The organism is Pseudomonas sp. MDT1-16 (genome assembly GCF_054898115.1).
The window spans coordinates 2,879,743-2,903,626 of record NZ_CM142717.1; the positions used below are offsets into that span (position 1 = coordinate 2,879,743).

The window sequence follows — 23,884 nt, forward strand, 5'->3', positions numbered from 1 at the left end:
GAAAACGGCGCCCATAAAGCCTTTCGGGCAAACGAATACGCGAGTGCATGCAATGAATGACGAGCTTCAGATAATCGACCTCCAATCGGGCGACGGCAAAGCCGCCGTCAAAGGCGCGCTGATCACCACGCAGTACCGTGGCTGGCTGGAAGACGGCACCGAGTTCGATTCTTCCTACAGCCGTGGCAAGCCTTTTCAGTGCGTGATCGGCACTGGTCGGGTTATCAAAGGGTGGGATCAGGGGATTATCGGTATGCAGGTTGGCGGTAAGCGCAAGCTGTTGGTGCCTGCGCATTTGGCTTATGGCGAGCGGACCATGGGCAAGATCACGCCGCACTCGAACCTGATCTTCGAGATTGAATTGCTGGAAGTGCTGACGCGCGATGATTGATGCGTGAGTTGAAATTAGCTTTATGACGAGGGCAGCCCCCTCGCCACAATGTTCGTGCGTTCGAGGTCCCTGGCGGATCAGGTGAATGCGTCAATATCGTCACGCGTGTCAGCAATAATTCCTTCAAGGCAAGGGAATTTGCTTTTCACCTTTTCGAGTGCCGCCAGCACCGTTTCCTTATCCAGTTCGCCCTGACGGCGAGCGAGATGACCAAGAGCCGTGATGGCGGATGCTGCAACTGATTCGGTCTCACTTGCGAGGTATTTAAGGCAAGTGTTCTGAGCCCAGGTGATGTCTGCTTCATTCAGACCGATGGAAACCAATGCTGCAGTAACATTCGTATCCACGCAGCTTGCAAGAAGCGTCGTTGCTTCATCATGGCTCATTGATGGGTCTTGATAGAGAAGGCTCACTTTTTAGCTCCCAGAATATTGCCCTTGTTGTCTACTTTCTTAGCTTTGATCAGAGCATTTTTCATATCTTGGTGGAGTTTATCCCATGGCCTGACGTGGCCGTGGTAGACATCCCCTCCCGTACGGTCAAAGACAACAAGCTCATTTGTGCCTGGATCGAGGCCGATTCTGCGTGGTGATGTAGATTTCACCTGAACTGAGTTCTCAAGCGCTTCCTGTCCATTAGCGGGGCCCTTACTTTTGACTGGAGTATCTATCTTGCCATGGTAACTGGCTGCATCGAACTCCAGTGCCAAGACAATATAGAGAGGTTTGATACCGGAATCGGCTGGAAATACAAGGATGAAGTCCTTGTACTCAGGCGGGTAAATCGGGTTGACGATGATGTTATCTGCCTGTTCGGTAGGCGGATAAATCCAGATGTGCGGGGCTTGTGGGGCACCTTCTAGCGGTGGGATTCCCGAAGTGCTCGACGGGTCAACGGCTGGCGTCCACATCAGCGTTGTCCCATTGCCGAAGTCAGCCACTTGCTGAGTGCCTTGAACTACGAACTGCACTACAGGAATCATTTCCCAATCGCTGCGCTTCTGGGTGTTGTATCCGTATCCCTTCAAGGTGCCATCGGCCTGTTGTTCGACATGCAGTCGGACACGTGTACGGCCTTCTTTGATCGACTTGAGGTGTTCTTCGGTGTACAGGGAACTGTCCCCCAGACTCGACGGCCAGAGTAGTGCAACCATTCCCGCCAATGCGCCTGCAGCAACACCTCCCGTTACTACGCCTGCACCACCAGCAGCACTTGTGCCGGTGCCAGCAGCACCAACCCCGCCTAAGAGAAGCGTTCCCAATGCAGCAGGTAACGCGTTACCACTGATTTTTTTGAGAGGGATGTTTCCCGCTGCATCTCTTTCGCGACCACCCAGCAGGGAGAGTTTTCCGTAATCGGCCAGTTTCTCGATAGGGACAAAACCGGCTGGGTTGTCGTGATTGATTACGCCGTCGGGGAGGTTGCAGCTTTTGGCGAACACGCACCCCCTGGAGCCGGGAGGGTCCCGTTGTTGAGGTTGTCTGACGAAACGGTCTTCATAGACCTGTTGTCGGGCCAGCATGTCGTCATATGTTTTTTGTCTGGCGTCCCGCTCTGCCAGTTCGGTGGCGTTCATGTAGCGGCTGGTGACGTGGTGCCCGTCGCCTGACGGTGGGTTCTGAATCCGAGGTATGCCTGTTTTGCGAGCCATGAGCGTCCTTGTTTCATCTTTTGAAAACGATGCGGACGCTATATCAAAGGGCATTTGATAGATGTAGGACGGGTCTGAAACTCTATGAACTGCGGAAGTGCTGACGCGCGATGATTCGGATGCAGAGCGTGTTGGTCGATCCGACTTGCCCGCGAAGAACGATGACATGGTCTACGGCAAATCGCGAAAGAGCGGAATCCGCCCGTTCAGCGAAGGCCTGTAGTGCCAGGTCAGGCGATCCAAAGCAGGTTTCATCGCTAGAATTTCCATCAACGTAGCGCAGGCAATGCTCAGGGCCAGAATCTGCCCCGGACATTGATGCCGCCCCGCACCGAAAGTGAAACTGCGACGGTCTGGACGATCCAGAAGAAAGACTTCGGGATGGTCATTGAGTTGCGGATCACGATTAGCCGAAGCCAGCAGAACCAGAATCACATCGCCAGTGTTCAGACTTATACCGTCGATTTCACAAGGCGCAGCGACAAACCGGCGAGTGTTCTGCACCGACGGATCGAAGCGCTGAACTTCTGCAATCAAGTCTTCAACGCATGTCGATTCGTTCCGCAACGACGGGTTTCGGATCAACGTCAACAGCGTATTGCCGATCAGCCCGGCGGTGGCTTCATAGGTCTGGGAGAACAGGCCGATCAGGTTGGCGATCAACGTTTCAGAGTCGTCAGATGTTGCCGCGAAGCGCTGGCGGATCCCGGCGAGCAGGGCGCTCTGATGGCTCGGGTCATCCAGCAGTTCAATGAAATAGCCGCTCAACTGTTCGGCAGCAGCCTGTGCCGCGTCCAATTGCCCCTGATCGCTGAGGGGCGACAAACAGGCCACGAAGTCGGCGGTCAACTCGCCAATGGCGCGGCCCTGAGCAGGGGAAAACCCGAGCAATGCAGCCACCACGCAAACCGGCCCGCGGAACATCGCGTTGTACAACCCATCGGCGCCCGGAGTAATCAGACGAGCGCCAACCAGCACATTGACTTCATCGACATCAATCAACGCCAACTCCGGTTGAATCGCCGACCTCGGGCAACGCTGCCGTTCGCCCTCATTCATCCGCATCAACTGACCAAAGACCCGTCCAGCCATGCCGCCAACAATCGCCTTGGGCACCGGCTCGTGGGACGGCCGGACATGACAGTCTGGATGCGCCAGCACGGCCGCAACGGCTCGGGCGCTACTCGTCACCCACACGTTCAGTCCTTCGTGAAAAACCAGCCCGCCCTCCGCGCGCAGTTGCGCGTAATAGGGATAAGGATTGGCATGAGTCGCAGCGATGATCGGGTCCATGGGTCGCAGCCTTGTTCGTGGTTGGAAAAGAGTTGCTACTATCTCCAGTCCGAAAGGGCCTTGATTCGTCCGGGAGCGAAATATGAACGTAGAACAGCACGACATCGGCGTTTCTCACGTGGCCGCGGCCATCGCGGAACCGGCCCGGACGAAAATCCTCTGTTCGCTGATGGACGGCCACGCCCGCACCAGCACCGAGTTGGCGGCGATTGCCGAAGTCAGCGCCTCCACCGCCAGCGCGCACCTGGCCAAACTCAAGGAACTGGCGCTGGTGCGATTGCACGTTCAGGGCCGCCATCGCTATTACAGGTTGGCGGACAAGCGCGTCGCCCAGGCGCTGGAAGCGTTGATGGTGATCGGCCAGAACGCCGCGCCGACCTTCAACCCGCGTACCCCGGATCGCCTGCAATTTGCCCGCACCTGCTACGACCACATGGCCGGCACGTTGGCGGTGCTGCTGCATGACCGGATGATCGAAGCGGGGTGGTTGCTGGAAACCGATGAACAGGTCTATCAGATGAGCGACAGCGGTGAGGCGTTGTTCGGAGGATTGGGTATCGAGGTCAAGGACCTGAATACGCTGCGCCGACGCTTCGCCTGCCCATGCCTGGACTGGAGCATGCGCCGGCCGCATCTGGGCGGCTCGTTGGGGGCGGCGTTGTTGCAAGTGGCGATCAAGCGTAAATGGGTGACTCAGGACCTGGACAGCCGCGCGCTGGCGTTGACGGCGACGGGGCGCAAGGAACTCAGCAGCCGGTTCGCTGTTGAACTGCCGATTCAGGTATCGACAGCACAGCCCACGTCCACCCAGACCAGGCGTCGCGCGATCGCCAGTTCTGTACCTTAGCGACTGGCCGAGGCCATCAGCACGCCGAAACCGGCGAAGGTCACGCCCGAGACTTTCGCCGCCAGCCAGGAACCCTTCGGGCTGGACAACCAGCCTTTGGCAGCATTGGCGAGCAAGGCATAGCTGCCATGCACCAGGATCACCAGTACGGCGTAGGAGGCGACGAGCTTGAAGAACTGGGTGGAGAAGTGCGCCGAGGTGTCGATGAATTGCGGGAACACCGCCAGAAAGAAAAACACAGCCTTGGGGTTCAAAAACTGGATCGAAGCCGCTTCAAGGAAGCGATAACCCGGGCTTGAGGGGCGCGTTTCAAGCCGCGCGTTGAAACGATCCGAGCGCCAGCTCTTGTAACCCAGGTACAACAAATAGGCGGCCCCGGCGTATTTCAACGCGGTGAAGGCGTTGGCGGAGGTGCTGAGGATCAGGCCGACACTGGTGGCGCTGATGGCGGCGACGACAAACGCCCCCGACGCGATCCCCAGAATTCCCGGCACTGCGCCCGTCCAGCCGTGACGCACAGCGTTGGACAGGGTCAGGACCACGCCAGGTCCCGGGCTCAAAATGGTCAGGGTGGCGAAAAGTAGAAAGAGTCCGTAGCTGTTCATGTCTTGCTCCGTCGGGTGGCGCTGGCTGCATGCGGGCAGATTGGCGTGGCGACGTGGGCGTGACAAACGCTTTAATTGCGGTGCATATGTGACTAAATTAGACGCATGACAAATCCACTACCGCCACTTAATGCTGTTCGCGCGTTCGCCGTTGCTGCTCGTCATCAGAGTTTCAGCCTGGCGGCCGAAGAGCTGCATGTCAGTCACAGTGCCGTCAGCCGGCACGTCAAATTGCTTGAGGAGCACCTGGGCGTGCTGCTGTTCGAGCGGCGTATCCGTCAGTCGGTGCTGACACCGGTCGGCCAGCGCTTTTATGAGCAAGTCAGTGCCGGGTTGTCGCAGATCGCCAATGCTGCCGCTGCGCTCAAACAACATGCCTCGCTGCCGACCGTGAAGATCAATGTCCGTCCGTCCTTTGCCATGCTTTGGCTGACGCCCAGGCTGGCGGACTTCATTGCGCAGCACCCGGACATCAATCCGCAGGTGATCACACAAACCCAGGCACCCGATCATGTACGCGACGGATTCGACATCGTCATTCGCCGTGGTCGTGACGATTGGGCGCCGGCGATTGAGGCGCGAGCCCTCTTCGACGACAAGTTGTTACTGGTCGCGGCACCCTCGTTGATCGAGCGCCAGGTCCTTGAAAACCTCACGTCCCTGAGCCGGCATACGTTATTGACCGCCAAGGCGCGTCGCGAAGACTGGCACAATTGGGCCATGCACTTTGGTCAAACCCAATCAGCCACTCAGGTCACCCGGCAGTTTGATCACATGCACCGGGTGCTTGAGGCCGCCGTGGATGGACAGGGTATTGCCTTGTGCCCGACCTCGTTGCTGGGCACCCACCTCTCGAGCGGACGCCTGATCTGCCCGTTGCCCGAGTTGCGCATGCCGCTGCCGCGTTATTACTACGGGGTTGCGCCGGACGCTACGGCGCAGACGCGGGTGTTTGTGGAATGGTTGTTTGCCCGGATTGCTCAGGAGGCGGCTCTTGTGCTGTGACCCGACCAAGGGTTCGATGGTGACTTGAACAGCGGGCGTTGACTCTGTACTGTATATCCACACAGTATAGGCGTGCCCCATGGAACTCATCGACAAGCTCAGCATTCTCGCAGACGCCGCCAAGTACGACGCCTCATGCGCCAGCAGCGGCGCGCCGAAGCGCAGCTCCGAGGGAAAGAGCGGGCTGGGTTCGACCGATGGCATGGGCATCTGTCACAGCTATACGCCAGACGGACGTTGCGTTTCGTTGCTGAAAATTCTGCTGACCAACTTCTGTCTCTACGACTGTCAATACTGCGTCAATAGACGCTCCAGCGACGTGCCCCGCGCCCGCTTCACGCCGGAAGAAGTGGTGACGCTGACCATGGATTTCTACCGGCGCAACTGCGTTAGCGGGCTGTTTCTCAGCTCCGGGATCATTCGATCGGCGGATTACACCATGGAGCAGCTGATTCGCGTGGCCAAGCTGTTGCGCGAAGACCATGAGTTTCGCGGTTACATCCACCTCAAGACCATTCCCGAAGCCGACCCTGCGCTGATCGAGGAAGCGGGGCGTTATGCCGATCGCTTGAGCGTCAACATCGAGTTGCCCACCGACGAAAGTCTGCAAACACTGGCCCCGGAAAAACACCTGGGCTCGATCAAGCAAGCGATGCAGACGATCTACACCGGCGAGCAAACGGTGCTCAACGAACCGCGCGCGCCGAAATTTGCCCCGGCCGGGCAGAGCACGCAGATGATCGTTGGCGCCGATGACACCGACGACAGCACCATTCTTCACAGTGCCCAGGCGCTGTACGGCAACTTCCGTTTGCGTCGGGTCTATTACTCCGCGTTCAGTCCGATCCCCAATAGCCCGAAGAGCGTGCCGCTGGCCGCGCCGCCGCTGATGCGCGAGCACCGTCTGTACCAAGCTGACTTCTTACTGCGCAGCTACGGCTTCACGGCGGGCGAATTGTTCCAGGGGCCGGGACATCTCGCGCTCGACATCGACCCGAAACTGGCTTGGGCACTGGAAAATCGTGAGGTTTTCCCGCTGGATCTCAATCGCGCCGAGGCGTCGCTGATCGCCCGAATTCCCGGCATCGGCCTTCGGACCACCGAGCGTCTGGTGGAACTGCGTCAGCAGCGACGCATTCGTTATGAGGATCTGGCACGGATGCGCTGCGTACTGGCCAAGGCCAAGCCGTTCTTCATCACCAGTGATTACCACCCGCAGCAGGCCGAGGTCACCAGTCATCTGCTGTATCAGCAACTGCGCGACCGTCCGCAACCGCAGCAAATGGGATTGTGGGGATGATTAATCTGGACTGCGACGACCTGTTCGACACCTGGCGTCAGCAGGCGCGTTGGTTGCTCAGTCATGAGGTCGATCCGAGTTGGGTGGGCTGGGCCAGTGAAGGTGTGGCAGACCTGTTCGCCAGTGACGATGTACTGCCCAAAACGCAGGGGCCGTATCAGGCACGAGTTCCCAGAGCGCTGTTGGACACCCTTGAGCGCGCCGCCCGTTATCGAGGCGATCAGCGTTGGAGTCTGTTGTACGAGGTGCTGTGGCGGGTTAGTCACGGCGATCGCACGGCAATGCTCGCGGGTGACAAACTCGGCAGTGAATTTCAGAGGCGAATCAAACAGATACAACGTGAATCTCATCATTTACATGCATTCGTCCGGTTTGTCGCGATGCCTGAAAATGAGGGTCCGCAATACGTTGCCTGGTATGAACCGGCCCATGACATCCTGCACAGCGCCAGTGAACACTTCATCGGCCGAATGGGCCGTCACCGCTGGCTGATCGCCACGCCTCGAGACGGGGTGTACTACGATGGCGAGCAGTTGATTCACCAACGGCAATGCCCGGTTGAATGGCAGCAGCTGGCGCGAAATGTCGACGACCCGCACGGCGAGATGTGGTTGACCTACTACCGCCACATCTTTAATCCGGCGCGGTTGAACCCGAAAGTCATGCAGGGGCATTTGCCGGCGCGGTTCTGGAAAAACCTGCCTGAAGGCGCGTTGATTCCGGGGTTGATCACTCAGGCACGGACCGGCAAGCAACAGGACGGTCAGGCCAGCGGCATCAAGGGCAGGGGCGGCAAGCGCATTGCGCTGGGAGAGGGCGAACGTAGCCAAGGCTCATAAAAAAGCCCCCCATCGCCAATGCGATGGAGGGCTTCATTGCAGCGGACGTCAGATCAAACTTTGACGATCCAACCCGCTGGCGCCTCGACGTCGCCAGTCTGTACACCGGTCAGCTCTTTGTAGAGCTTCTGGGTGACCGGGCCGACTTCAGTTTCGCTGTGGAACACGTGCAGTTTGTCGTTGTAGCTGATGCCGCCGATCGGTGTGATCACCGCGGCAGTACCGCAAGCGCCGGCTTCCTTGAAGTCGGACAGCTTGTCGATGAACACGTCACCTTCGACCACTTCCAGGCCCAGACGCGATTTTGCCAGCTCGATCAACGACAGACGAGTAATACCCGGCAGTACCGACGGCGAGTTCGGGGTGACGAACTTGTTGTCGTGGGTGATCCCGAAGAAGTTGGCCGAACCGACTTCTTCGATTTTCGTGTGGGTCATCGGGTCCAGGTAGATGCAGTCGGCGAAGTGGGCTTTCTTGGCTTGGGAACCTGGCATCAGGCTGGCCGCGTAGTTGCCACCGACCTTGGCCGCACCGGTGCCTTGTGGGGCGGCGCGGTCGTAGCTGGAGATCAGGAACTTGTGCGGGGTCAGGCCGCCCTTGAAGTAGGCGCCGACCGGGATGCAGAAGATCGAGAAGATGAACTCGGGTGCGGTACGCACGCCGATGTTGTCACCCACGCCGATCACGAACGGACGCAGGTACAGCGCACCGCCGGTGCCGTAAGGCGGGATGAAACGTTCGTTGGCGCGGACTACTTCTTTACAGGCATCGATGAACTGCTCGGTTTCCACGAACGGCATCAGCAGGCGCGCGCAACTGCGTTGCATGCGTGCGGCGTTCTGATCCGGGCGAAACAGGTTGATCGAACCGTCCTTGCAACGATAGGCCTTCAGGCCTTCGAAGCATTGCTGGCCATAGTGAAGGGCAGTGGAACCTTCGCTGATGTGCAGCACATTGTCTTCGGTCAGGGTGCCTTTGTCCCACTCGCCATTACGCCAGTGCGACAGATAGCGCTTGTCTGTCTTGATGTAGTCAAAACCCAACTTGTCCCAATTGATGCTTTCGTTACCCATGACACCCTCTATCACTTAACGACCGCCGAAACGGTTCAAGGCTTCTGACGTTTTTCTGGATGGGGACAACAATACTTCATTCCGAGCGCATTTCGCAGCCCAGATTACGATCCCTGTAGCAGCTGACGAGCACCGCGAGGCAGCGTTCGGCGGCGCAGCCGTCGCAAAACCGGCCATCGCATTCTTTCAGGGAGACCGCGTCAGGCAGATTACGACGACTTCGTCGCCGAACGCTGCCTCGCGGTGCTCGTCAGCTGCTACAGGGTTATGCGTCCGGTTTTAGAGGTGCAACGCGTGACCGAGGGCACGCAACGCCGCTTCCTGCACCGCCTCGCCGAGCGTCGGATGCGCGTGGATGGTGCCGGCGATGTCTTCCAGCCGAGCGCCCATTTCCAGGCTCTGACCGAACGCGGTCGACAATTCCGACACGCCCACCCCGACTGCCTGCCAGCCGACAATCACATGATTGTCACGCCGCGCCACGACCCGCACGAAGCCGCTTTTGGACTCCAGGGTCATCGCCCGGCCATTGGCCGCGAACGGGAAACTCGACACAATGCAGTCCAGGCCAGCAGCCTTGACGTCGTCCGGGGTCTTGCCGACCACCACCAGTTCCGGGTCGGTAAAGCACACGGCGGCAATCGCAGTTGGGTTGAACTCACGGGATTTACCGCTGATCAGTTCTGCAACCATTTCGCCCTGAGCCATGGCCCGGTGGGCGAGCATCGGTTCGCCGCTCAGGTCGCCGATGGCATACACGTTGCGCATGCTGGTCTGGCAGCGGTTGTCGATCTTGATCGCCGAGCCGTTCATGTCCAGGTTCAGCGCTTCAAGGTTCCAGCCCTGAGTGTTCGGTTTGCGACCGACGGCCACCAGTATCTGATCGCTTTCCAGGTTCAGGGTGTCGCCATTCGGGTCAAGAACCTGCAGTGTATTGCCTGCAGAATCAAAGCCTTGAACGCTATGCTTCAAGTAAAGCTTCACGCCAAGTTTTTTCAGTTCGTCATGCACAGGCTGCGTCAGTTCAGCGTCGTAGGCCGGCAGGATACGATCCTGAGCCTCGACCACGCTGACCTCGGCGCCGAGCTTGCGATAGGCAATCCCCAGCTCCAGACCGATGTAACCGCCACCGACCACGACCAGCCGTTTCGGCACGGACGTCGGCGCCAGGGCTTCGGTGGAGGAGATGATCGGCCCGCCAATCGGCAACATCGGCAAGTTCACGCTTTTTGAACCGGTGGCCAGCACCAGGTGCTCGCACTGAATCCGCGTGTCGCCGACGTCGACGGTTTTGCCGTCGATGACGTTCGCCCAACCTTTTATGACCTGGATCTTGTGCTTCTTCATCAGCGCCGAAACGCCGGTGGTCAGGCGATCGACGATGCCGTCCTTCCACTCGACGCTTTTGCCGATGTCCAGCGTCGGCGCCGACACGCTGATGCCCAGCGCCGAGTGCTGGCTGTGGTGCTGCGTCTGGTGGAACTGTTCAGCCACGTGAATCAACGCCTTCGACGGAATGCAGCCGATATTCAGGCACGTACCACCCAGTGATTCGCCTTCCACCAGAATGGTCGAAATGCCCAGCTGACCGGCACGAATCGCCGTCACATAACCGCCAGGGCCGCCGCCGATGATCAGCAGCGTAGTGTTCAGAGTTTGCATGCCTTGCTCCACAAATGCTTATTCCACAAACAGCGTGGCGGGTTGTTCGAGCAAGCCGCGAATGGCCTGGATGAATTGCGCCGCGTCCATGCCATCGACCACGCGGTGATCGAAGGAGCTGGAAAGGTTCATCATCTTGCGGATCACAATCTGGCCTTTCACCACCATTGGGCGTTCGACGATTTTGTTGACACCGACGATCGCCACTTCCGGCAGGTTCAGTACCGGCGTGCTGACGATCCCGCCCAAAGCGCCGAGGCTGGTCAGGGTGATGCTCGAGCCGGACAGTTCATCGCGGCTGGCCTTGCCATTTCGGGCTGCGGTGGCCAAACGGGAGATTTCGGTCGCGCTGTCCCACAAGCTGCGGGCTTCGGCGTGACGTACGACCGGCACCATCAAACCGATGTCGGCTTGTGTGGCGATGCCCACGTGCACCGCGCCGAGGCGGGTGATGATCTGGGCTTCGTCGTCGTAACGGGCGTTGATCTGCGGGAAATCTCGCAGGGCGACGACCAGCGCGCGGACCAGGAACGGCAGCAAGGTCAACTTGCCACGGGTCGCGCCGTGTTTTTCGTTCAGGTGCGCGCGCAGTTCTTCCACGGCGGTAACGTCGATTTCTTCGACATAACTGAAGTGAGCGGCACGCTGAGTGGCGTCCTGCATGCGCTGGGCGATTTTGCGGCGCATGCCGATGACCGGGATTTGTTCTTCATCGTTACGCTGGGCGTAAGCGGCGGCAACGGTCGATTGCGGTTGTTGACCTTGCGCCAGATAAGCGTCGAGGTCTTCGTGCAGCACCCGCCCGGCAGGGCCGGTGCCACGCACCAGACGCAACTGGATGCCGAGATCCAGCGCATGCTTGCGCACTGCCGGGGAGGCCAGCGGGCGCTCATCGGCCTCGCGAGCGACCATCGGACCTTGGCACACGGCAGCCGGACGAGGCGCTGCAACCGGTTTGCTGACTACAGCAGCTTCAGCTTTCGATGCCGCAACCGGCACTTCTTTCACGGCAGCGGCTGCCGGTTGAGCGGACTCTTTAACGTTGCCCGCGCCTTCAACTTCGATGCTGATCAGAATGCTGCCGACGGCCATGACTTCGCCCGGCACACCGCCCAGCGCGATCACTTTGCCGTGAACCGGTGACGGAATGTCGACCATCGCCTTGTCAGTCATGACATCAGCCAGTACCTGATCTTCGACGACCATGTCGCCGACTTTGACGTGCCATACCGACAATTCAACTTCTGCAATGCCTTCACCAATGTCCGGCATCTTAATAACGTGCGTGCCCATTCAGACCTCCATAACCCGATGCAAAGCCGCGCCCACTCGGGTCGGGCCAGGGAAATACGCCCACTCTTGTGCGTGCGGGTAGGGAGTGTCCCAACCGGTGACGCGCTCGATAGGCGCTTCCAGGTAGTGGAAGCAGTGCTCTTGCACCAGGGCGACCAGTTCGGCACCGAAACCGCACGTGCGGGTCGCTTCGTGAACGATCACGCAACGTCCGGTTTTCTTCACTGACTTGACGATGGTGTCCAGGTCCAACGGCCACAGGCTGCGCAGGTCGATGACTTCAGCGTCGATGCCGGTTTCTTCAGCCGCGACTTGCGACACATAAACGGTGGTGCCGTAAGTCAGGATGGTCACGTCCTTGCCGGGACGCGCGATGGCGGCCACGTCCAGCGGCACGGTGTAGTAACCGTCCGGCACTTGCGCGGCGGGGTGTTTCGACCACGGGGTAACCGGGCGTTCGTGGTGGCCGTCGAACGGGCCGTTGTACAGGCGTTTTGGCTCGAGGAAGATCACCGGGTCATCGTTTTCGATGGAAGCGATCAACAAGCCTTTGGCGTCGTAAGGGTTGGAAGGCATCACGGTGCGCAAACCGCAGACCTGGGTGAACATCGCCTCGATGCTCTGGCTGTGGGTCTGGCCGCCGTAGATGCCGCCGCCGCAAGGCATGCGCAGGGTCATCGGGGCGGTGAACTCGCCGGCCGAGCGATAACGCAGCCGAGCGGCTTCGGAAATGATCTGGTCCGACGCCGGGTAAACGTAATCGGCGAACTGGATCTCGGCCACTGGCCGCAGACCGTAAGCGCCCATGCCCACGGCCACACCGACGATGCCGCTTTCGGAAATCGGTGCATCGAACACCCGGGAGGTGCCGTACTTGTTCTGCAGGCCTTCGGTGCAACGGAACACGCCGCCGAAGTAGCCGACGTCCTGGCCGAACACCACGACGTTGTCGTCACGCTCAAGCATCACATCCATGGCCGAGCGCAGGGCCTGGATCATGGTCATGGTGGTGGTGGTCATGGCGGTTTCCAACTCGATTTTATTGTTGTGATCGTTCATGTCAGATCCCCAACTCTTGACGCTGGCGCTTCAAGTGTTCCGGCATCTCTTTGTAGACGTCTTCGAACATGGTTGCGGCGCTTGGAATCTGGCCGCCGGCGAGGGTGCCGTATTGTTCGGCTTCTTTCTGCGCGGCGATCACTTCGGCTTCCAGCTCGGCGCTGACGGCGACGTGTTCCTCTTCGGACCACTGACCGATTTTCACCAGGTGCTGCTTGAGGCGCGTAATCGGGTCGCCCAACGGGAAGTAGCTCCAGTCGTCGGCAGGACGGTATTTGGACGGATCATCGGACGTCGAGTGCGGGCCGGCACGGTAGGTGACCCATTCGATCATGGTCGGGCCGAGGTTGCGGCGGGCGCGTTCAGCAGCCCAGGCAGAAGCGGCGTAGACCGCGACGAAATCGTTGCCATCGACCCGCAGGGAGGCAATGCCGCAACCGACGCCACGTCCGGCAAACGTGGTGGCTTCACCACCGGCAATGGCCTGGAACGTGGAGATCGCCCACTGGTTGTTGACCACATTGAGGATCACCGGCGCACGGTAAACGTGGGCGAAGGTGAGGGCGGTGTGGAAGTCGGATTCAGCAGTGGCACCGTCGCCGATCCATGCCGAGGCGATTTTGGTGTCGCCCTTGATCGCCGAGGCCATGCCCCAGCCCACGCCTTGTACGAATTGGGTGGCGAGGTTGCCGGAGATGGTGAAGAAGCCGTGATCGCGCACCGAGTACATGATTGGCAGCTGACGGCCCTTGAGCGGATCGCGCTCGTTGGACAGCAATTGGCAGATCAGGTCCACCAGCGGCACTTCGCGGGCCATCAGAATGCTTTGCTGACGGTAGGTGGGGAAGCACATGTCGTCGATGTTCAAGGCCAGGGCCTGGGCGCTGCCGATGGCTTCTTCGCCAAGGCTTTGCATGTAGAACGACATTTTTTTCTGACGCTGGGCGACCACCATGCGGTTGTCGAAGATCCGCGTCTTGAGCATGGCGCGCATGCCTTTTCGCAGGATCTCGACCGGTACGCCTTCGGCCCATGGACCGAGGGCATTGCCCTCGTCATCGAGCACGCGAATCAGGCCCTTGGCCAGGTCGGCCGTGTCGGCCGGTTCAACGTCGATTGGGGGTTTGCGCACCGTGCCGGCGTCGGTCAGACGCAGGTAGGAGAAGTCGGTTTTGCAGCCGGGGCGGCCCGAAGGTTCGGGAACGTGCAGACGCAGCGGTTCGTACGCTTGGTTCATGGCTTCTACGCTCGATCTTGTGAATTTCTTGTAGTGAGCTGACTGTCATTCTTCTGTGGAAGAAATCTTGTCCTACAACAATCATAGTCCCGGCCAAGAAGAATATTTATCTCTGTTTCGTTGCGCTTCGGATCATTTGAGGATAAAAAATCTTCATAAACATAAAAAACAGGTGGTTTTGTCTCATGCGCAAACTGGACCGTACCGATATCGGCATTTTGAACAGCCTTCAGGAGAACGCGCGCATCACCAACGCCGACCTTGCACGCTCGGTCAATCTGTCGCCGACGCCGTGCTTCAACCGGGTCAAGGCGATGGAAGAATTGGGGTTGATTCGTGAGCAGGTGACGCTGTTGGATGCCGACCTGTTGGGGCTGCACGTGAATGTGTTCATTCATGTGAGCCTGGAGAAACAGGTGGAGGAGGCGCTGCAGCATTTTGAAGAGGCGATCTCGGATCGCCCGGAAGTGATGGAGTGCTATTTGATGGCCGGCGACCCGGACTATTTGATTCGGGTGCTGGTGCCGACCATTCAGTCGCTTGAGCGCTTCATGATGGATTTTTTGACCAAGGTGCCCGGGGTCGCGAACATCCGTTCGAGCTTTGCGCTCAAGCAGGTGCGCTATAAAACCGCGCTGCCGTTGCCAGCGAATGGGTTAACCCTCGCCAACTAAATGCAAAGCCTCTGTAGCAGCTGTCGAGCACCGCGAGGCAGCGTCCGGCTGCGTAGCAGTCGCAGACCCTACAACCGAGTTCCTTCAGGTAAACCGCGGACGCAGCCTCGCGGTGCTCGACAGCTGCTACGGGTTAAGTGTTCGATCGTTAAAGTTTATTCAGAGGGATTTTCAGGTAGGTCACGCCATTGTCTTCCGCCGGCGGCAAATTCCCCGCACGCACATTCACCTGAATCGCGGGCAGCAACAGCGTCGGCATGCCCAGCCCCGCATCACGCTGAGTGCGCATGGCGACGAACGCGGCTTCGTCGATACCGTCATGGATGTGAATGTTGCTTTTACGCTGCTCGCCCACCGTGCTCATGCACTGAGGTTCGCGACCCTCGGGCGGGTAATCGTGGCAGACATAGAGTTGCACGCTGGCAGGGAAGGCCAGCAGTTTGCGAATCGAGGCGAACATCTGGTTGGCGTTGCCGCCGGGAAAATCGCAACGAGCGGTGCCCACGTCCGGCATGAACAATGTATCGCCCACCAGAATCACATCGCTGTCGATCAGATAGGCCATGTCCGCTGGCGTGTGCCCGGGAACATGCAGGGCCGTGGCCTTGAGGTTGCCGATCCTGAACGATTCGTCCGGCGCGAACAGATGGTCGAATTGCGAACCGTCACTGCGAAACTCCGGCTCAAGGTTGAACAGGGTTTTGAACACGCCCTGAACCTTGCTGATCGACTGACCAATAGCAATCTCGCCCCCCAATTCCCGACGCAGATACGGCGCGGCAGACAGGTGATCGGCATGGGCGTGGGTTTCCAGCAGCCATTGCACGTGTAACTGGTGGTCGCGAACGAAGGCGATGATCCTGTCGGCCTGGACGGTGGCGGTTCGCCCAGCGGCCGGGTCGTAGTCGAGCACCGGGTCGACGATCGCGCAGTGCCCGCCATCGGCTTCGTAGATCACGTAACTGTAGGTCGACGAGGCAGGGTCTAAAAAAGCTTCAATCAAGGCGGGCATGGTGGCCGTTTCTTACTGGATAAGCCATGAGGGTAGTTTCATTTTCCCTGCGCTGACCAGCCCTCAGTCAATTCAAAGAAGGAAAAAAGCTGTGCGGGCTCTATCCTGTCTGTCATCGATACCGGGCGTTCCCGGCTTTATTCCGCGGATCACGAGCGTTTTATGTTGCTGGCAAGTTTTTTTGGCGTGGTGATGGGACTGGTCCTGGGATTGACCGGCGCTGGCGGCGGCATTCTTGCGGTGCCAGCCCTGGTGCTGGGGTTGGGTTTGACCATGACCCAGGCCGCGCCGGTCGCTCTGTTTGCGGTGGGCAGTGCCGCGGCAGTCGGCGCCATCGATGGTTTGCGTCATGGTTTGGTACGCTATCGCGCCGCGATGCTGATCGCATTGCTGGGGGCGATTTTTTCGCCGGTAGGCATCTACTTCGCCCATCAGTTGCCGGAAAAAATCCTGATGATTCTGTTCAGTCTGCTGATGGTCATGGTGGCCTGGCGGATGCTGCGTCGTGAGCGCCAGGAAGAAGGTCCAAGCGACCACGGCCACGCCAACTGGGGCCAGAAAAACTGCATGCTCGATCAGCAGACCGGGCGCTTTTCCTGGACCGCCAAGTGCACCGCGACCCTCGCGGCACTGGGCGCGGTGACCGGGGTTGTCTCCGGGCTGCTCGGGGTGGGCGGTGGCTTCTTGATCGTTCCGGCGTTCAAGCAGCTGACCGATGTGCAGATGCGTGGAATCGTCGCCACCTCCTTGATGGTGATCAGCCTTATTTCCGCCATCGGCGTGATCGGCGCGTTTCAGGCCGGGGTGCGAATTGACGGTGTGGGCATGGCGTTTATCGTCGCGAGCATCGTTGGCATGATCATCGGCCGCAGGCTTTGCGCGCGATTACCGGCCCGGGGATTGCAGATCGGCTTCGCCAGCATCTGTGTCGTGGTCGCCGCTTACATGCTGTTTAGAGCGGGCGTCTAGCCAGTACCGGTGCTTGTGGACGCCAGTCCGTTCTGCAGGCGTACTCCCTAAGTTCCGAGCCTGCCGACGCGCGGTCTTACACCGAACTTGCCGCGCATGACCTGCCACTCCAAAGCACTTCAAAACCGCCTCCAAGGCAGCGTATGACGCCGCCGGTCAGCTTTCGATAATCGCCTCCGACATCCAGTCCCCCGCTGCGGAGCGCGTCATGCACAACAATAAGAACATCAAGCATCGTTTCTTGCCTGTCTTCATCGCCAGCCTGTCGACCCTCGGTTTGAGCTCGATGGCCGAAGCCGAGATCATGCTGTACGACAAGGACCAGACCACGTTTTCCACCGATGGCTACATCAACGCCTTCTATGTGAACAGCGATGTGGACCGTGCCGGCGACCAGTTCGACCGCAAACAGGCGCGTGTGAAGATGGGCTTTTTGCCCAACTACCTGGGCTTCAACATGAGCAAGCAGATCGATGACCTCAAGCTCGGTGCCCGGACTTCGTTCTGGGTGACCATCAACGACAGCGAAACCAACGGCACCGACACCGCCATCGATGTGCGGCAGTTCTACGGCACCGTGGCTAATCCTGAGTGGGGTGAGGTGTTGATCGGCAAGGACTTTGGCCTGTTCGCCCGCTCCAACATCCTGCTGGATGAAATGCTCACCGGTTACGGCCAGGTCAGCGATTCCCTGGGGCTGGTGGACGGTGGCGGGGTGTCGTTCGGCAACATCGGCACGGGTTATCCATACCCGTTCCCTACGTCGCAGATTACCTATCGCACGCCGGTGATGGAGGGCTTGCGGGTGGCGGTGGGGATCATGGACCCGGTGGACACCAACGACAGCAGTCCATTGGGCAAGGCCTATCAGGAGAACCCGCGCACCGAGAGCGAGATCACCTATCAGTTCGACGTTGCCGGGGCGAAGATCTACAGCTGGGTCAACGGCAGCTACCAGACTTCCGACAATACCGACTCCACTGTCCAGTCCATCACCTCCAAAGGTGTCGGCTACGGTGTGCAAGCGAAGATGGGTGGGCTGTCTCTTACCGGCTCCGGTTTCCAGGCCAAGGGCATCAACCCGTTCTTCACCAACAACGCCGGTGAACCGACCCTGCGCAACGTCGACAGTGACGGTTACTTGCTGCAGGGCTCCTACAAACTCGGCAAGAACCGACTGGCCTTGTCTTACGGCAAGACCAACGACGACGGCAATGGCGTGGTCGGCAGCGGCGCGGACTACGAGACGCGCGGCATTGCGCTGTTCCATGACGTCAACGACAACCTCAAGCTGGTGGCCGAGTACAACCAGTTCGCAATCAACGGCCACGACACCAGCGACCAGAACGAAGACACCGACACCTTTGCGGTGGGGGCGGTGCTGACCTGGTAATCCCTTGGCGAAGGAGATGGCCCTGATGCCTTTCGACTAGCCATTACCCGATCTGTAGCAGCTGTCGAGCACCGCGAGGCAGCGTTCGGCTGCGAAGCAGTCGTGAAATCAGACAATGCGATGTTTCAGGAAAACCTCGCACTCAGGTTTTGCGACTGCTTCGCAGCCGAACGCAGCCTCGCAGGCTCGACAGCTGCTACAGAATTTGAGTTGTCCTTGAAACGGTCGCACAGACTCTCATCCCATCGAAGCGGCTACCCGCTACCCAAGTAGCATACGTCGCGACCCTCAGGCTTCGTACACTCGAGCCTCATACATGCGCACCTGCGGGAGGCGACGATGCAGCAGGTCCAGAACGAAGGTGTTGTCAGTGCAATGTCCCAGGCCACCGATGCCCAGCAGGCTGCTCAGGAATTGGCGCGGCAGTTGTTGCACCCGCATCTGGGATTTGTGCTGTTCTTCTGTTCCGCCGAGTACGACTTGCAGGCACTGGGCCTGGCCTTGCAACAAAGCTTCGGTGGCATTCGCCTGGTGGGTTGCACCAGCGCCGGGGAAATCACGCCGTTGGGCTACGGTCGCAACTGCGTGACCGCGGTGGGCTTGGACCATCGGCATTTTTCCATCGACGCCGAATTGATCTCCGAGATGGAGCGCTTCAGCCTGATCGACGCCCAGCAAATGGTCGAGCGACTGGTCAGTGGCTGTCGCAGCAACACCCAGGCACCGATCAAGGGCAACAGCTTCGCGCTGACCCTGCTTGATGGTTTGTCCAGCCGTGAAGAAATGGTCCTCGCGGCCCTGAGTGCGGCGCTGGGTGACATCCCGCATTTTGGCGGTTCGGCCGGCGACGACAATTACCTGACCCACACCCACGTCTATTTTAATGGCGAGTTCCACAGCGGCGCGGCGGTGGTGGTGCTGGTCAACACCTGGCTGGATTTCGAGGTGTTCACCACTCACCATATTTTGCCGAGGGCGGAAAAACTGGTGGTCACCGGCGCCGACAGCGCCTCGCGCCGGGTCTTTGAACTCAATGCCGAGCCGGCCGCCGAAGAGTATGCCCGGCACATCGGTGTGCCGGTAGCGGAGCTCGATCATCGGATCTTCGCCGCACACCCATTGGCCGTACGGATCAACGATGAGTATTACGTGCGGGCGATCCAGCAGGTTCATCCAGACCTGAGCCTGAGTTTCTACTGCGCAGTGGAAAACGGCATCGTCCTCACGGTCATGACGCCGGGCCCGATGCTGCCGAATCTGCAAACGCTGTTCGAAGGGTTGCAGGAGCGCCTCGGCGATCTGCTGCTGACCATCGGCTGCGATTGCTTTCTCAGGCGTCTGGAACTGGAAGACGGCGGCAGTCTGGAGCAGATAGGGGCTTTTTTGCGTGACCAACGGGTGATGGGTTTCAACACCTACGGAGAACAGTTCAATGGCATGCATATCAACCAGACCTTCACCGGGGTTGCCATTGCCCGAGGCCGGTCCCCTGGACACCGCTGAGCTTCAAGCGCAGATCGCCAGCCTGCAGCGCGACAACCACAAACTGCAGCGCATCAATGGCGCGCTGATCGAGCGGATCGAGTCCGGCATCACTCGCGGCAACGACCCCTACGCGGCGTTCCAGCATTCGGTGGTGCTGGCCGAACAGGTGCGTGAGCGCACCGACGCCTTGAACCAGGCCATGGCTGAACTCAAGTCAGGCAATCACTTGCTCAGCGAAGCGCGCCTGCGCGCGGAAACCGCGCATCAGCATTTGATCGATGCCATCGAGAGCATTTCCGATGCGTTTGTGCTGTTCGATGCGGACCAGCGGATCGTGCTGTTCAACAGCCGCTTCAAGGCTTTCTGGGGCAACAGCCGGGTGCGGATCAACGCCGGCATGCGCCTGGCCGAGGTCAAGCGGCTGATGTCCGCCACGGGGCTGTTCACCGAAGAACCGCGCGGGCATGCCGACGAAAATCTGCTGTATCGCCTGCAGGACGGTCGCTGGTTGCAAGTCAGCGAACGACCCACCCAAGAGGGCGGACGGGTGATCCTGTTCACCGACATTACCGACGTCAAACTCAGCGAAACCGTGCGCCGCGAGCAGGCGGTGGCGCAGAAATCGCATCTGTTGCAACGGGCGGTCGACAACCTTTCCCAAGGGGTGGCGATGGTCAACGCCGAGGGCATTCTGGAACTGTGGAACCGACGTTTCCTCGAGCTGAGCGGCCTGGCGCCGGTGGCGGCCCATCGGCAGTTCGCCGAGGTGATCGCCGACAGCGAGTTGCACTTGCTGACGCCGGCCAGTCGTGATCTAAACGGGCGGCACGTGCAGGAATGCGAGCAGCGCCTCTACGATGGCCGGGTGCTGGAAATCCGCACCCATCCATTGCCCACCGGCGGTTTCGTCAATACCTTCACCGACATCACCGAACGCTACCAACACGCCGAAGCGCTGAGCGAAAGCGAGCGCTGGATTCGCCTGATCACCGACCACGTGCCGGCGCTGATTGCCTACCTGAATGCCGATCTGGTCTACGAATTCACCAACAAGGTGTATGAAGAATGGTACTGCTGGCCTCGGGGCGTGATGCTTGGGCAGAGCCTGCGCGAAGTCCACAGCGAACAGCATTACCAGCGCCTGGAAGCCTATGTGGCTCGGGCGTTGGCCGGTGAGAGCGTGACGTTCGAGTTCGCCGAAACCAACATCAACAACCAGGAGCGCTACATGCTGCGCTCCTACGTGCCTAATCGCCTGGCCACCGGGGAAGTGGTGGGGATTTTCGTGTTGATCCGCGACATCACCGAGCGCCGCCGCACCGCCGAGGCGCTGCACCAGGCCTATCAGAACCTTGAGTTGCGGGTGCGCGAGCGGACGGCGGAACTGACGACGCTCAACGACCAATTGCTGCGCGAGATCGACGAGCGTCGGCGCGTGGAGTCTCGCCTGCGCGAAGCCAAACTCGAGGCCGAGCAGGCCAACCTGTCAAAGACCAAGTTTCTCGCCGCCGTCAGTCACGACTTGCTGCAACCGCTGAACGCCGCGCGGCTGTTTACCAGCGCTTTGCTGGAACGACGCGAACCGGTGGCCAATGCGATTTTGGTGCGTAACGTCAGCAATTCCCTGGAAGACGTGGAAAACCTGCTGGGCACCCTGGTGGATATCTCCAAACTGGATGCCGGGGTGATCAAGGCCGACATTGCGCCGTTTGCCCTGAGCGAACTGCTGGAAAACCTCGCGGCCGAGTACACCCAGGTGGCTCGCAGTGAAGGCCTTGAGCTGCATTTCATTCCGTGTTCCGCGCTGGTGCGCAGCGACATTCAGTTGCTGGCGCGGATTCTGCGAAATCTGTTGAGCAACGCCATTCGCTACACCTACAGCGGTCGTGTGGTGCTCGGTTGCCGGCGTCATCACCAGCGCCTGTCGATTGAGGTCTGGGACAGCGGCATGGGCATTGCCGAAAACCGTCTGGAAGAGATTTTTCAGGAGTTCAAGCGCGGTGACGTGCAGCGTCCTGATCAGGATCGCGGGTTAGGTCTGGGCCTGGCGATCGTGGAGAAGATTGCCGGGATTCTCGGACACCGCATTCACGTGCGTTCGTGGCCGGGCAAGGGCTCAATGTTTTCCGTCGAAGTGCCCTTGAGTGCTACGGCACCCAAGGCGCTGCCGAGTCTGCTGATGAGTGAACCGATGCTTGAACGTCTGCGTGGGGCGCGGGTGTGGGTGCTGGATAACGACGCGGCCATTTGCGCCGGCATGCGCACATTGCTCGAAGGGTGGGGGTGTCTGGTGGTCACGGCGCTGTCCGAGGAGGACCTGGCGCGGCAAGTGGACAACTATCACGAAGAAGCAGACTTGCTGATCGCCGACTATCACCTGGATGACGATCAGAACGGCGTCGATGCCGTGGCCCGGATCAACGCCCGTCGCGGCTCGGCCATTCCGGCGATGATGATCACCGCCAATTACAGCAACGAACTCAAGTTGCAGATCCGTGAGTTGGGGCACACCTTGATGCACAAGCCGGTGCGGCCGATGAAGCTGAAGACGGCGATGAGTCATCTCCTAGGCCTATCCCGATAACTTGAGACTGACTGAACCTGTAGCAGCTGGCGAAGCCTGCGTTCGGCTGCGCAGCAGTCGTAAACCCTAAAGGCGCGGTCCTCCTGAAGCACCGCATTGTCTGAATTCACGACTGCTGCGCAGCCGAACGCAGGCTTCGCCAGCTGCTACAGGGAGTGTGTCGCCGTAAACTCCCCTTAACTGATCGGCATTAGGGCATGCCACTCAGCACAGTAAACGTGTTTCAACGCCGCAAATACGACCCGAAATCAATGTCGCCGGCACTCAAAATCGCCTGCACCCGGTTGTGCACATTGAGTTTGCGCAGGATCGCCGAGACGTGGGCCTTCACCGTGGTTTCGGCGATTTCCAGGGTGTAGGCGATCTGTTTGTTCGACTCGCCCTTGGTCATGCGTTCGAGCACCAGCAATTGCTTGCGGGTCAAGGCCTGGAGCAGCTCCGGTGGGAAGCTCGGGGCATCGTTCATGCGTCGTGAGCCGCATTTTTGCGTGCGGATGATGTCCGGCGGCAAGTAGACATTGCCGTTGAGAATCTGCTGGATGGCCTCGGTCATCTGCACCCGTGGCGAGGATTTGGTGATGAAACCCACCGCGCCATAGGTGATGGCTTGCAGCACGACTTGTTTGTCCTGTTCGGCCGAGACGATCACCACCGGAATGGTCGGCGCCTCGTTGCGCAGGTTGATCAGGCCATTGAGGCCGTGCATGCCGGGCATGTTCAGGTCGAGCAGGATCAGGTCCAGGTCGTCGTGTTCCTGAGTCAGCGCCAGGGCGCTGTCCAGGTCGGCGGTTTCCATCACCTCGCTGCCCGGAAAACCATCGCTGATGACGTTATGAATGGCTTCGCGAAACAGCGGGTGATCGTCGGCAATCAGAATTTTGTACATAGCCTTTCACCTCATTATTTTGATTAGGGTGTGGCAACAACGCGCCCGCGTAAAGATCAGGGAAAGGGCTCGGGCTGGGCGGGCGCTACGGGCAGGTTGGCTGCCTGCCAGGCGTCCAGGCCGTCGCGATACCAGTACAGCGTCTTATAGCCCATGGCGGCGGCGCGTTTCACGGCGTTCCAGCTCAGCCAGCAATCGGAGCGGCAATAGAAGACCAGCGGTTGCGCGAGATCGCCTGCAGTCAATGTGTTCAGCTTATGCGCAAAATAGTCCTGCCAGTCGGGCGTCAGGTCACCGTCGCCGGTATTGGCCAGCCAATGGCTGCCGGGCAGGTTTTCGTGGGGCTGGTCCTCGATGAAACGTCCTTGCAGCCATTGCCGGCGGTAGACGTCGATCAGCACCGGACGGGGCGTCTGGGTCAGCAGGGTTTGCAGGGCCGCGGTGTCAATGATGCCGGCGCCCTGTACTTGATTCGGGGTCGGGCTGCGGTAAAGACCGATGCGATAGCCGTCGGCTGAGAACAGCGGTGTTTCGGCCTGCGCGACGCCCAGCAACAGGCTTAGCGATAGCGCAGCGAGAGAAGGGCGCAGCAGACGACGTCGGGCACGCGGCATGGGGTTCAATCC

At 59.6% G+C, this 23,884-nt stretch carries 22 protein-coding genes; 10 read left to right on the top strand and 12 right to left on the bottom strand.

Annotated features, from left to right (window positions below; genetic code table 11):
• The first annotated feature begins 52 nt into the window (after positions 1 to 52).
• Entirely contained in the window at positions 53 to 391 is a 339-nt protein-coding gene (locus ACYZT3_RS13150) for an FKBP-type peptidyl-prolyl cis-trans isomerase (RefSeq protein ID WP_462032243.1), read from the top strand.
• A 77-nt stretch (positions 392 to 468) separates the two neighbouring features.
• Here the strand turns inward: ACYZT3_RS13150 and ACYZT3_RS13155 are convergent, their stop codons facing one another.
• From ACYZT3_RS13155 to ACYZT3_RS13165, 3 genes are all read right to left on the bottom strand, one after another.
• Positions 469 to 804, bottom strand: coding sequence for a hypothetical protein (locus ACYZT3_RS13155; protein WP_282382045.1), 336 nt, complete (start codon positions 802 to 804; stop codon positions 469 to 471).
• The gene (locus ACYZT3_RS13160) at positions 801 to 2,042 is read right to left on the bottom strand and encodes an S-type pyocin domain-containing protein (RefSeq protein ID WP_462032244.1); all 1,242 of its coding nucleotides are present in this window, start codon (positions 2,040 to 2,042) and stop codon (positions 801 to 803) included. Before ACYZT3_RS13160 ends, ACYZT3_RS13155 begins: the two co-directional genes overlap by 4 nt.
• Before the next feature lie 171 nt (positions 2,043 to 2,213).
• A complete protein-coding gene (locus ACYZT3_RS13165; protein ID WP_462032245.1) occupies positions 2,214 to 3,335 on the bottom strand; it encodes a cytochrome P450 in 1,122 nt (373 codons plus the stop codon).
• 82 nt (positions 3,336 to 3,417) lie between these two features.
• Between ACYZT3_RS13165 and ACYZT3_RS13170 the strand changes: the two genes are divergently transcribed.
• Positions 3,418 to 4,182, top strand: a complete 765-nt coding sequence (locus ACYZT3_RS13170) for an ArsR/SmtB family transcription factor (RefSeq protein ID WP_282382051.1) — start codon at positions 3,418 to 3,420, stop codon at positions 4,180 to 4,182.
• On the opposite strand, the gene ACYZT3_RS13175 is transcribed toward ACYZT3_RS13170, so the two are convergent.
• Entirely contained in the window at positions 4,179 to 4,787 is a 609-nt protein-coding gene (locus tag ACYZT3_RS13175) for a LysE family translocator (protein ID WP_282382054.1), read from the bottom strand. The genes ACYZT3_RS13170 and ACYZT3_RS13175 overlap by 4 nt on opposite strands.
• A gap of 105 nt (positions 4,788 to 4,892) precedes the next feature.
• Here ACYZT3_RS13175 and ACYZT3_RS13180 point away from each other — a divergent pair, with 105 nt between their 5' ends.
• From ACYZT3_RS13180 to ACYZT3_RS13190, 3 genes are all read left to right on the top strand, one after another.
• Positions 4,893 to 5,792 (top strand): LysR substrate-binding domain-containing protein, encoded by a 900-nt coding sequence (locus ACYZT3_RS13180; protein ID WP_282382057.1) that lies wholly within the window; start codon positions 4,893 to 4,895, stop codon positions 5,790 to 5,792.
• A gap of 79 nt (positions 5,793 to 5,871) precedes the next feature.
• Positions 5,872 to 7,092, top strand: a complete 1,221-nt coding sequence (locus ACYZT3_RS13185; protein ID WP_282382060.1) for a putative DNA modification/repair radical SAM protein — start codon at positions 5,872 to 5,874, stop codon at positions 7,090 to 7,092.
• On the top strand, positions 7,089 to 7,931 hold the full coding sequence (locus ACYZT3_RS13190) for a TIGR03915 family putative DNA repair protein (RefSeq protein WP_282382062.1): 843 nt from the start codon (positions 7,089 to 7,091) through the stop codon (positions 7,929 to 7,931). Before ACYZT3_RS13185 ends, ACYZT3_RS13190 begins: the two co-directional genes overlap by 4 nt.
• 53 nt (positions 7,932 to 7,984) lie before the next feature.
• Here the strand turns inward: ACYZT3_RS13190 and ACYZT3_RS13195 are convergent, their stop codons facing one another.
• The 5 genes from ACYZT3_RS13195 to ACYZT3_RS13215 form a co-directional block, all read right to left on the bottom strand.
• Positions 7,985 to 9,004, bottom strand: a complete 1,020-nt coding sequence (locus ACYZT3_RS13195; RefSeq protein ID WP_282382065.1) for a branched-chain amino acid aminotransferase — start codon at positions 9,002 to 9,004, stop codon at positions 7,985 to 7,987.
• A 279-nt stretch (positions 9,005 to 9,283) separates the two neighbouring features.
• Positions 9,284 to 10,666, bottom strand: a complete 1,383-nt coding sequence (gene lpdA / locus ACYZT3_RS13200) for a dihydrolipoyl dehydrogenase (protein ID WP_282382067.1) — start codon at positions 10,664 to 10,666, stop codon at positions 9,284 to 9,286.
• 18 nt (positions 10,667 to 10,684) lie between these two features.
• A complete protein-coding gene (locus ACYZT3_RS13205; RefSeq protein ID WP_462032246.1) occupies positions 10,685 to 11,959 on the bottom strand; it encodes a dihydrolipoamide acetyltransferase family protein in 1,275 nt (424 codons plus the stop codon).
• Positions 11,960 to 13,018 carry an alpha-ketoacid dehydrogenase subunit beta gene (locus tag ACYZT3_RS13210; RefSeq protein WP_282382073.1) on the bottom strand — a complete coding sequence of 353 codons (1,059 nt, stop codon included), beginning with the start codon at positions 13,016 to 13,018 and terminating at the stop codon, positions 11,960 to 11,962.
• A gap of 1 nt (position 13,019) precedes the next feature.
• Positions 13,020 to 14,255, bottom strand: coding sequence for a thiamine pyrophosphate-dependent enzyme (locus ACYZT3_RS13215; protein ID WP_462032247.1), 1,236 nt, complete (start codon positions 14,253 to 14,255; stop codon positions 13,020 to 13,022).
• Positions 14,256 to 14,440: 185 nt separating this feature from the next.
• Between ACYZT3_RS13215 and bkdR the strand changes: the two genes are divergently transcribed.
• Positions 14,441 to 14,929 (top strand): Bkd operon transcriptional regulator BkdR, encoded by a 489-nt coding sequence (bkdR, locus tag ACYZT3_RS13220; RefSeq protein ID WP_017339472.1) that lies wholly within the window; start codon positions 14,441 to 14,443, stop codon positions 14,927 to 14,929.
• A 148-nt stretch (positions 14,930 to 15,077) separates the two neighbouring features.
• Here the strand turns inward: bkdR and ACYZT3_RS13225 are convergent, their stop codons facing one another.
• On the bottom strand, positions 15,078 to 15,941 hold the full coding sequence (locus ACYZT3_RS13225) for an MBL fold metallo-hydrolase (protein ID WP_462032248.1): 864 nt from the start codon (positions 15,939 to 15,941) through the stop codon (positions 15,078 to 15,080).
• A gap of 162 nt (positions 15,942 to 16,103) precedes the next feature.
• On the opposite strand from ACYZT3_RS13225, the gene ACYZT3_RS13230 reads away from it, so the two are divergent.
• The 4 genes from ACYZT3_RS13230 (at position 16,104) to nahK (ending at position 22,372) form a co-directional block, all read left to right on the top strand.
• The gene (locus ACYZT3_RS13230) at positions 16,104 to 16,910 is read left to right on the top strand and encodes a sulfite exporter TauE/SafE family protein (protein ID WP_282382112.1); all 807 of its coding nucleotides are present in this window, start codon (positions 16,104 to 16,106) and stop codon (positions 16,908 to 16,910) included.
• Positions 16,911 to 17,118: 208 nt separating this feature from the next.
• Positions 17,119 to 18,303: a porin gene (locus ACYZT3_RS13235; protein WP_462032249.1), complete on the top strand. Its 1,185-nt coding sequence runs from the start codon at positions 17,119 to 17,121 to the stop codon at positions 18,301 to 18,303.
• Positions 18,304 to 18,642: 339 nt separating this feature from the next.
• On the top strand, positions 18,643 to 19,806 hold the full coding sequence (nosP, locus tag ACYZT3_RS13240; protein ID WP_282382117.1) for a nitric oxide-sensing protein NosP: 1,164 nt from the start codon (positions 18,643 to 18,645) through the stop codon (positions 19,804 to 19,806).
• A complete protein-coding gene (nahK, locus tag ACYZT3_RS13245) occupies positions 19,736 to 22,372 on the top strand; it encodes a hybrid sensor histidine kinase/response regulator NahK/ErcS' (RefSeq protein WP_462032250.1) in 2,637 nt (878 codons plus the stop codon). Before nosP ends, nahK begins: the two co-directional genes overlap by 71 nt.
• Before the next feature lie 223 nt (positions 22,373 to 22,595).
• On the opposite strand, the gene ACYZT3_RS13250 is transcribed toward nahK, so the two are convergent.
• Both ACYZT3_RS13250 and ACYZT3_RS13255 read right to left on the bottom strand, forming a co-directional pair.
• Positions 22,596 to 23,258, bottom strand: coding sequence for a response regulator transcription factor (locus ACYZT3_RS13250; protein WP_140894404.1), 663 nt, complete (start codon positions 23,256 to 23,258; stop codon positions 22,596 to 22,598).
• Between the two features lie 56 nt (positions 23,259 to 23,314).
• On the bottom strand, positions 23,315 to 23,872 hold the full coding sequence (locus ACYZT3_RS13255; RefSeq protein ID WP_282382126.1) for a PQQ-dependent catabolism-associated CXXCW motif protein: 558 nt from the start codon (positions 23,870 to 23,872) through the stop codon (positions 23,315 to 23,317).
• Positions 23,873 to 23,884: the final 12 nt, after the last annotated feature.

Bases quoted from the DNA above. Each gene is read 5' to 3' on its own strand.
- ACYZT3_RS13150 (WP_462032243.1), top strand. From the start codon at position 53: ATGAATGACGAGCTTCAGATAATCGACCTCCAATCGGGCGACGGCAAA.
- ACYZT3_RS13160 (WP_462032244.1), bottom strand. From the start codon at position 2,042: ATGGCTCGCAAAACAGGCATACCTCGGATTCAGAACCCACCGTCAGGC.
- ACYZT3_RS13165 (WP_462032245.1), bottom strand. From the start codon at position 3,335: ATGGACCCGATCATCGCTGCGACTCATGCCAATCCTTATCCCTATTAC.
- ACYZT3_RS13170 (WP_282382051.1), top strand. From the start codon at position 3,418: ATGAACGTAGAACAGCACGACATCGGCGTTTCTCACGTGGCCGCGGCC.
- ACYZT3_RS13175 (WP_282382054.1), bottom strand. From the start codon at position 4,787: ATGAACAGCTACGGACTCTTTCTACTTTTCGCCACCCTGACCATTTTG.
- ACYZT3_RS13180 (WP_282382057.1), top strand. From the start codon at position 4,893: ATGACAAATCCACTACCGCCACTTAATGCTGTTCGCGCGTTCGCCGTT.
- ACYZT3_RS13185 (WP_282382060.1), top strand. From the start codon at position 5,872: ATGGAACTCATCGACAAGCTCAGCATTCTCGCAGACGCCGCCAAGTAC.
- ACYZT3_RS13190 (WP_282382062.1), top strand. From the start codon at position 7,089: ATGATTAATCTGGACTGCGACGACCTGTTCGACACCTGGCGTCAGCAG.
- ACYZT3_RS13195 (WP_282382065.1), bottom strand. From the start codon at position 9,004: ATGGGTAACGAAAGCATCAATTGGGACAAGTTGGGTTTTGACTACATC.
- lpdA (WP_282382067.1), bottom strand. From the start codon at position 10,666: ATGCAAACTCTGAACACTACGCTGCTGATCATCGGCGGCGGCCCTGGC.
- ACYZT3_RS13205 (WP_462032246.1), bottom strand. From the start codon at position 11,959: ATGGGCACGCACGTTATTAAGATGCCGGACATTGGTGAAGGCATTGCA.
- ACYZT3_RS13210 (WP_282382073.1), bottom strand. From the start codon at position 13,018: ATGAACGATCACAACAATAAAATCGAGTTGGAAACCGCCATGACCACC.
- ACYZT3_RS13215 (WP_462032247.1), bottom strand. From the start codon at position 14,255: ATGAACCAAGCGTACGAACCGCTGCGTCTGCACGTTCCCGAACCTTCG.
- bkdR (WP_017339472.1), top strand. From the start codon at position 14,441: ATGCGCAAACTGGACCGTACCGATATCGGCATTTTGAACAGCCTTCAG.
- ACYZT3_RS13225 (WP_462032248.1), bottom strand. From the start codon at position 15,941: ATGCCCGCCTTGATTGAAGCTTTTTTAGACCCTGCCTCGTCGACCTAC.
- ACYZT3_RS13230 (WP_282382112.1), top strand. From the start codon at position 16,104: ATGTTGCTGGCAAGTTTTTTTGGCGTGGTGATGGGACTGGTCCTGGGA.
- ACYZT3_RS13235 (WP_462032249.1), top strand. From the start codon at position 17,119: ATGCACAACAATAAGAACATCAAGCATCGTTTCTTGCCTGTCTTCATC.
- nosP (WP_282382117.1), top strand. From the start codon at position 18,643: ATGCAGCAGGTCCAGAACGAAGGTGTTGTCAGTGCAATGTCCCAGGCC.
- nahK (WP_462032250.1), top strand. From the start codon at position 19,736: ATGGCATGCATATCAACCAGACCTTCACCGGGGTTGCCATTGCCCGAG.
- ACYZT3_RS13250 (WP_140894404.1), bottom strand. From the start codon at position 23,258: ATGTACAAAATTCTGATTGCCGACGATCACCCGCTGTTTCGCGAAGCC.
- ACYZT3_RS13255 (WP_282382126.1), bottom strand. From the start codon at position 23,872: ATGCCGCGTGCCCGACGTCGTCTGCTGCGCCCTTCTCTCGCTGCGCTA.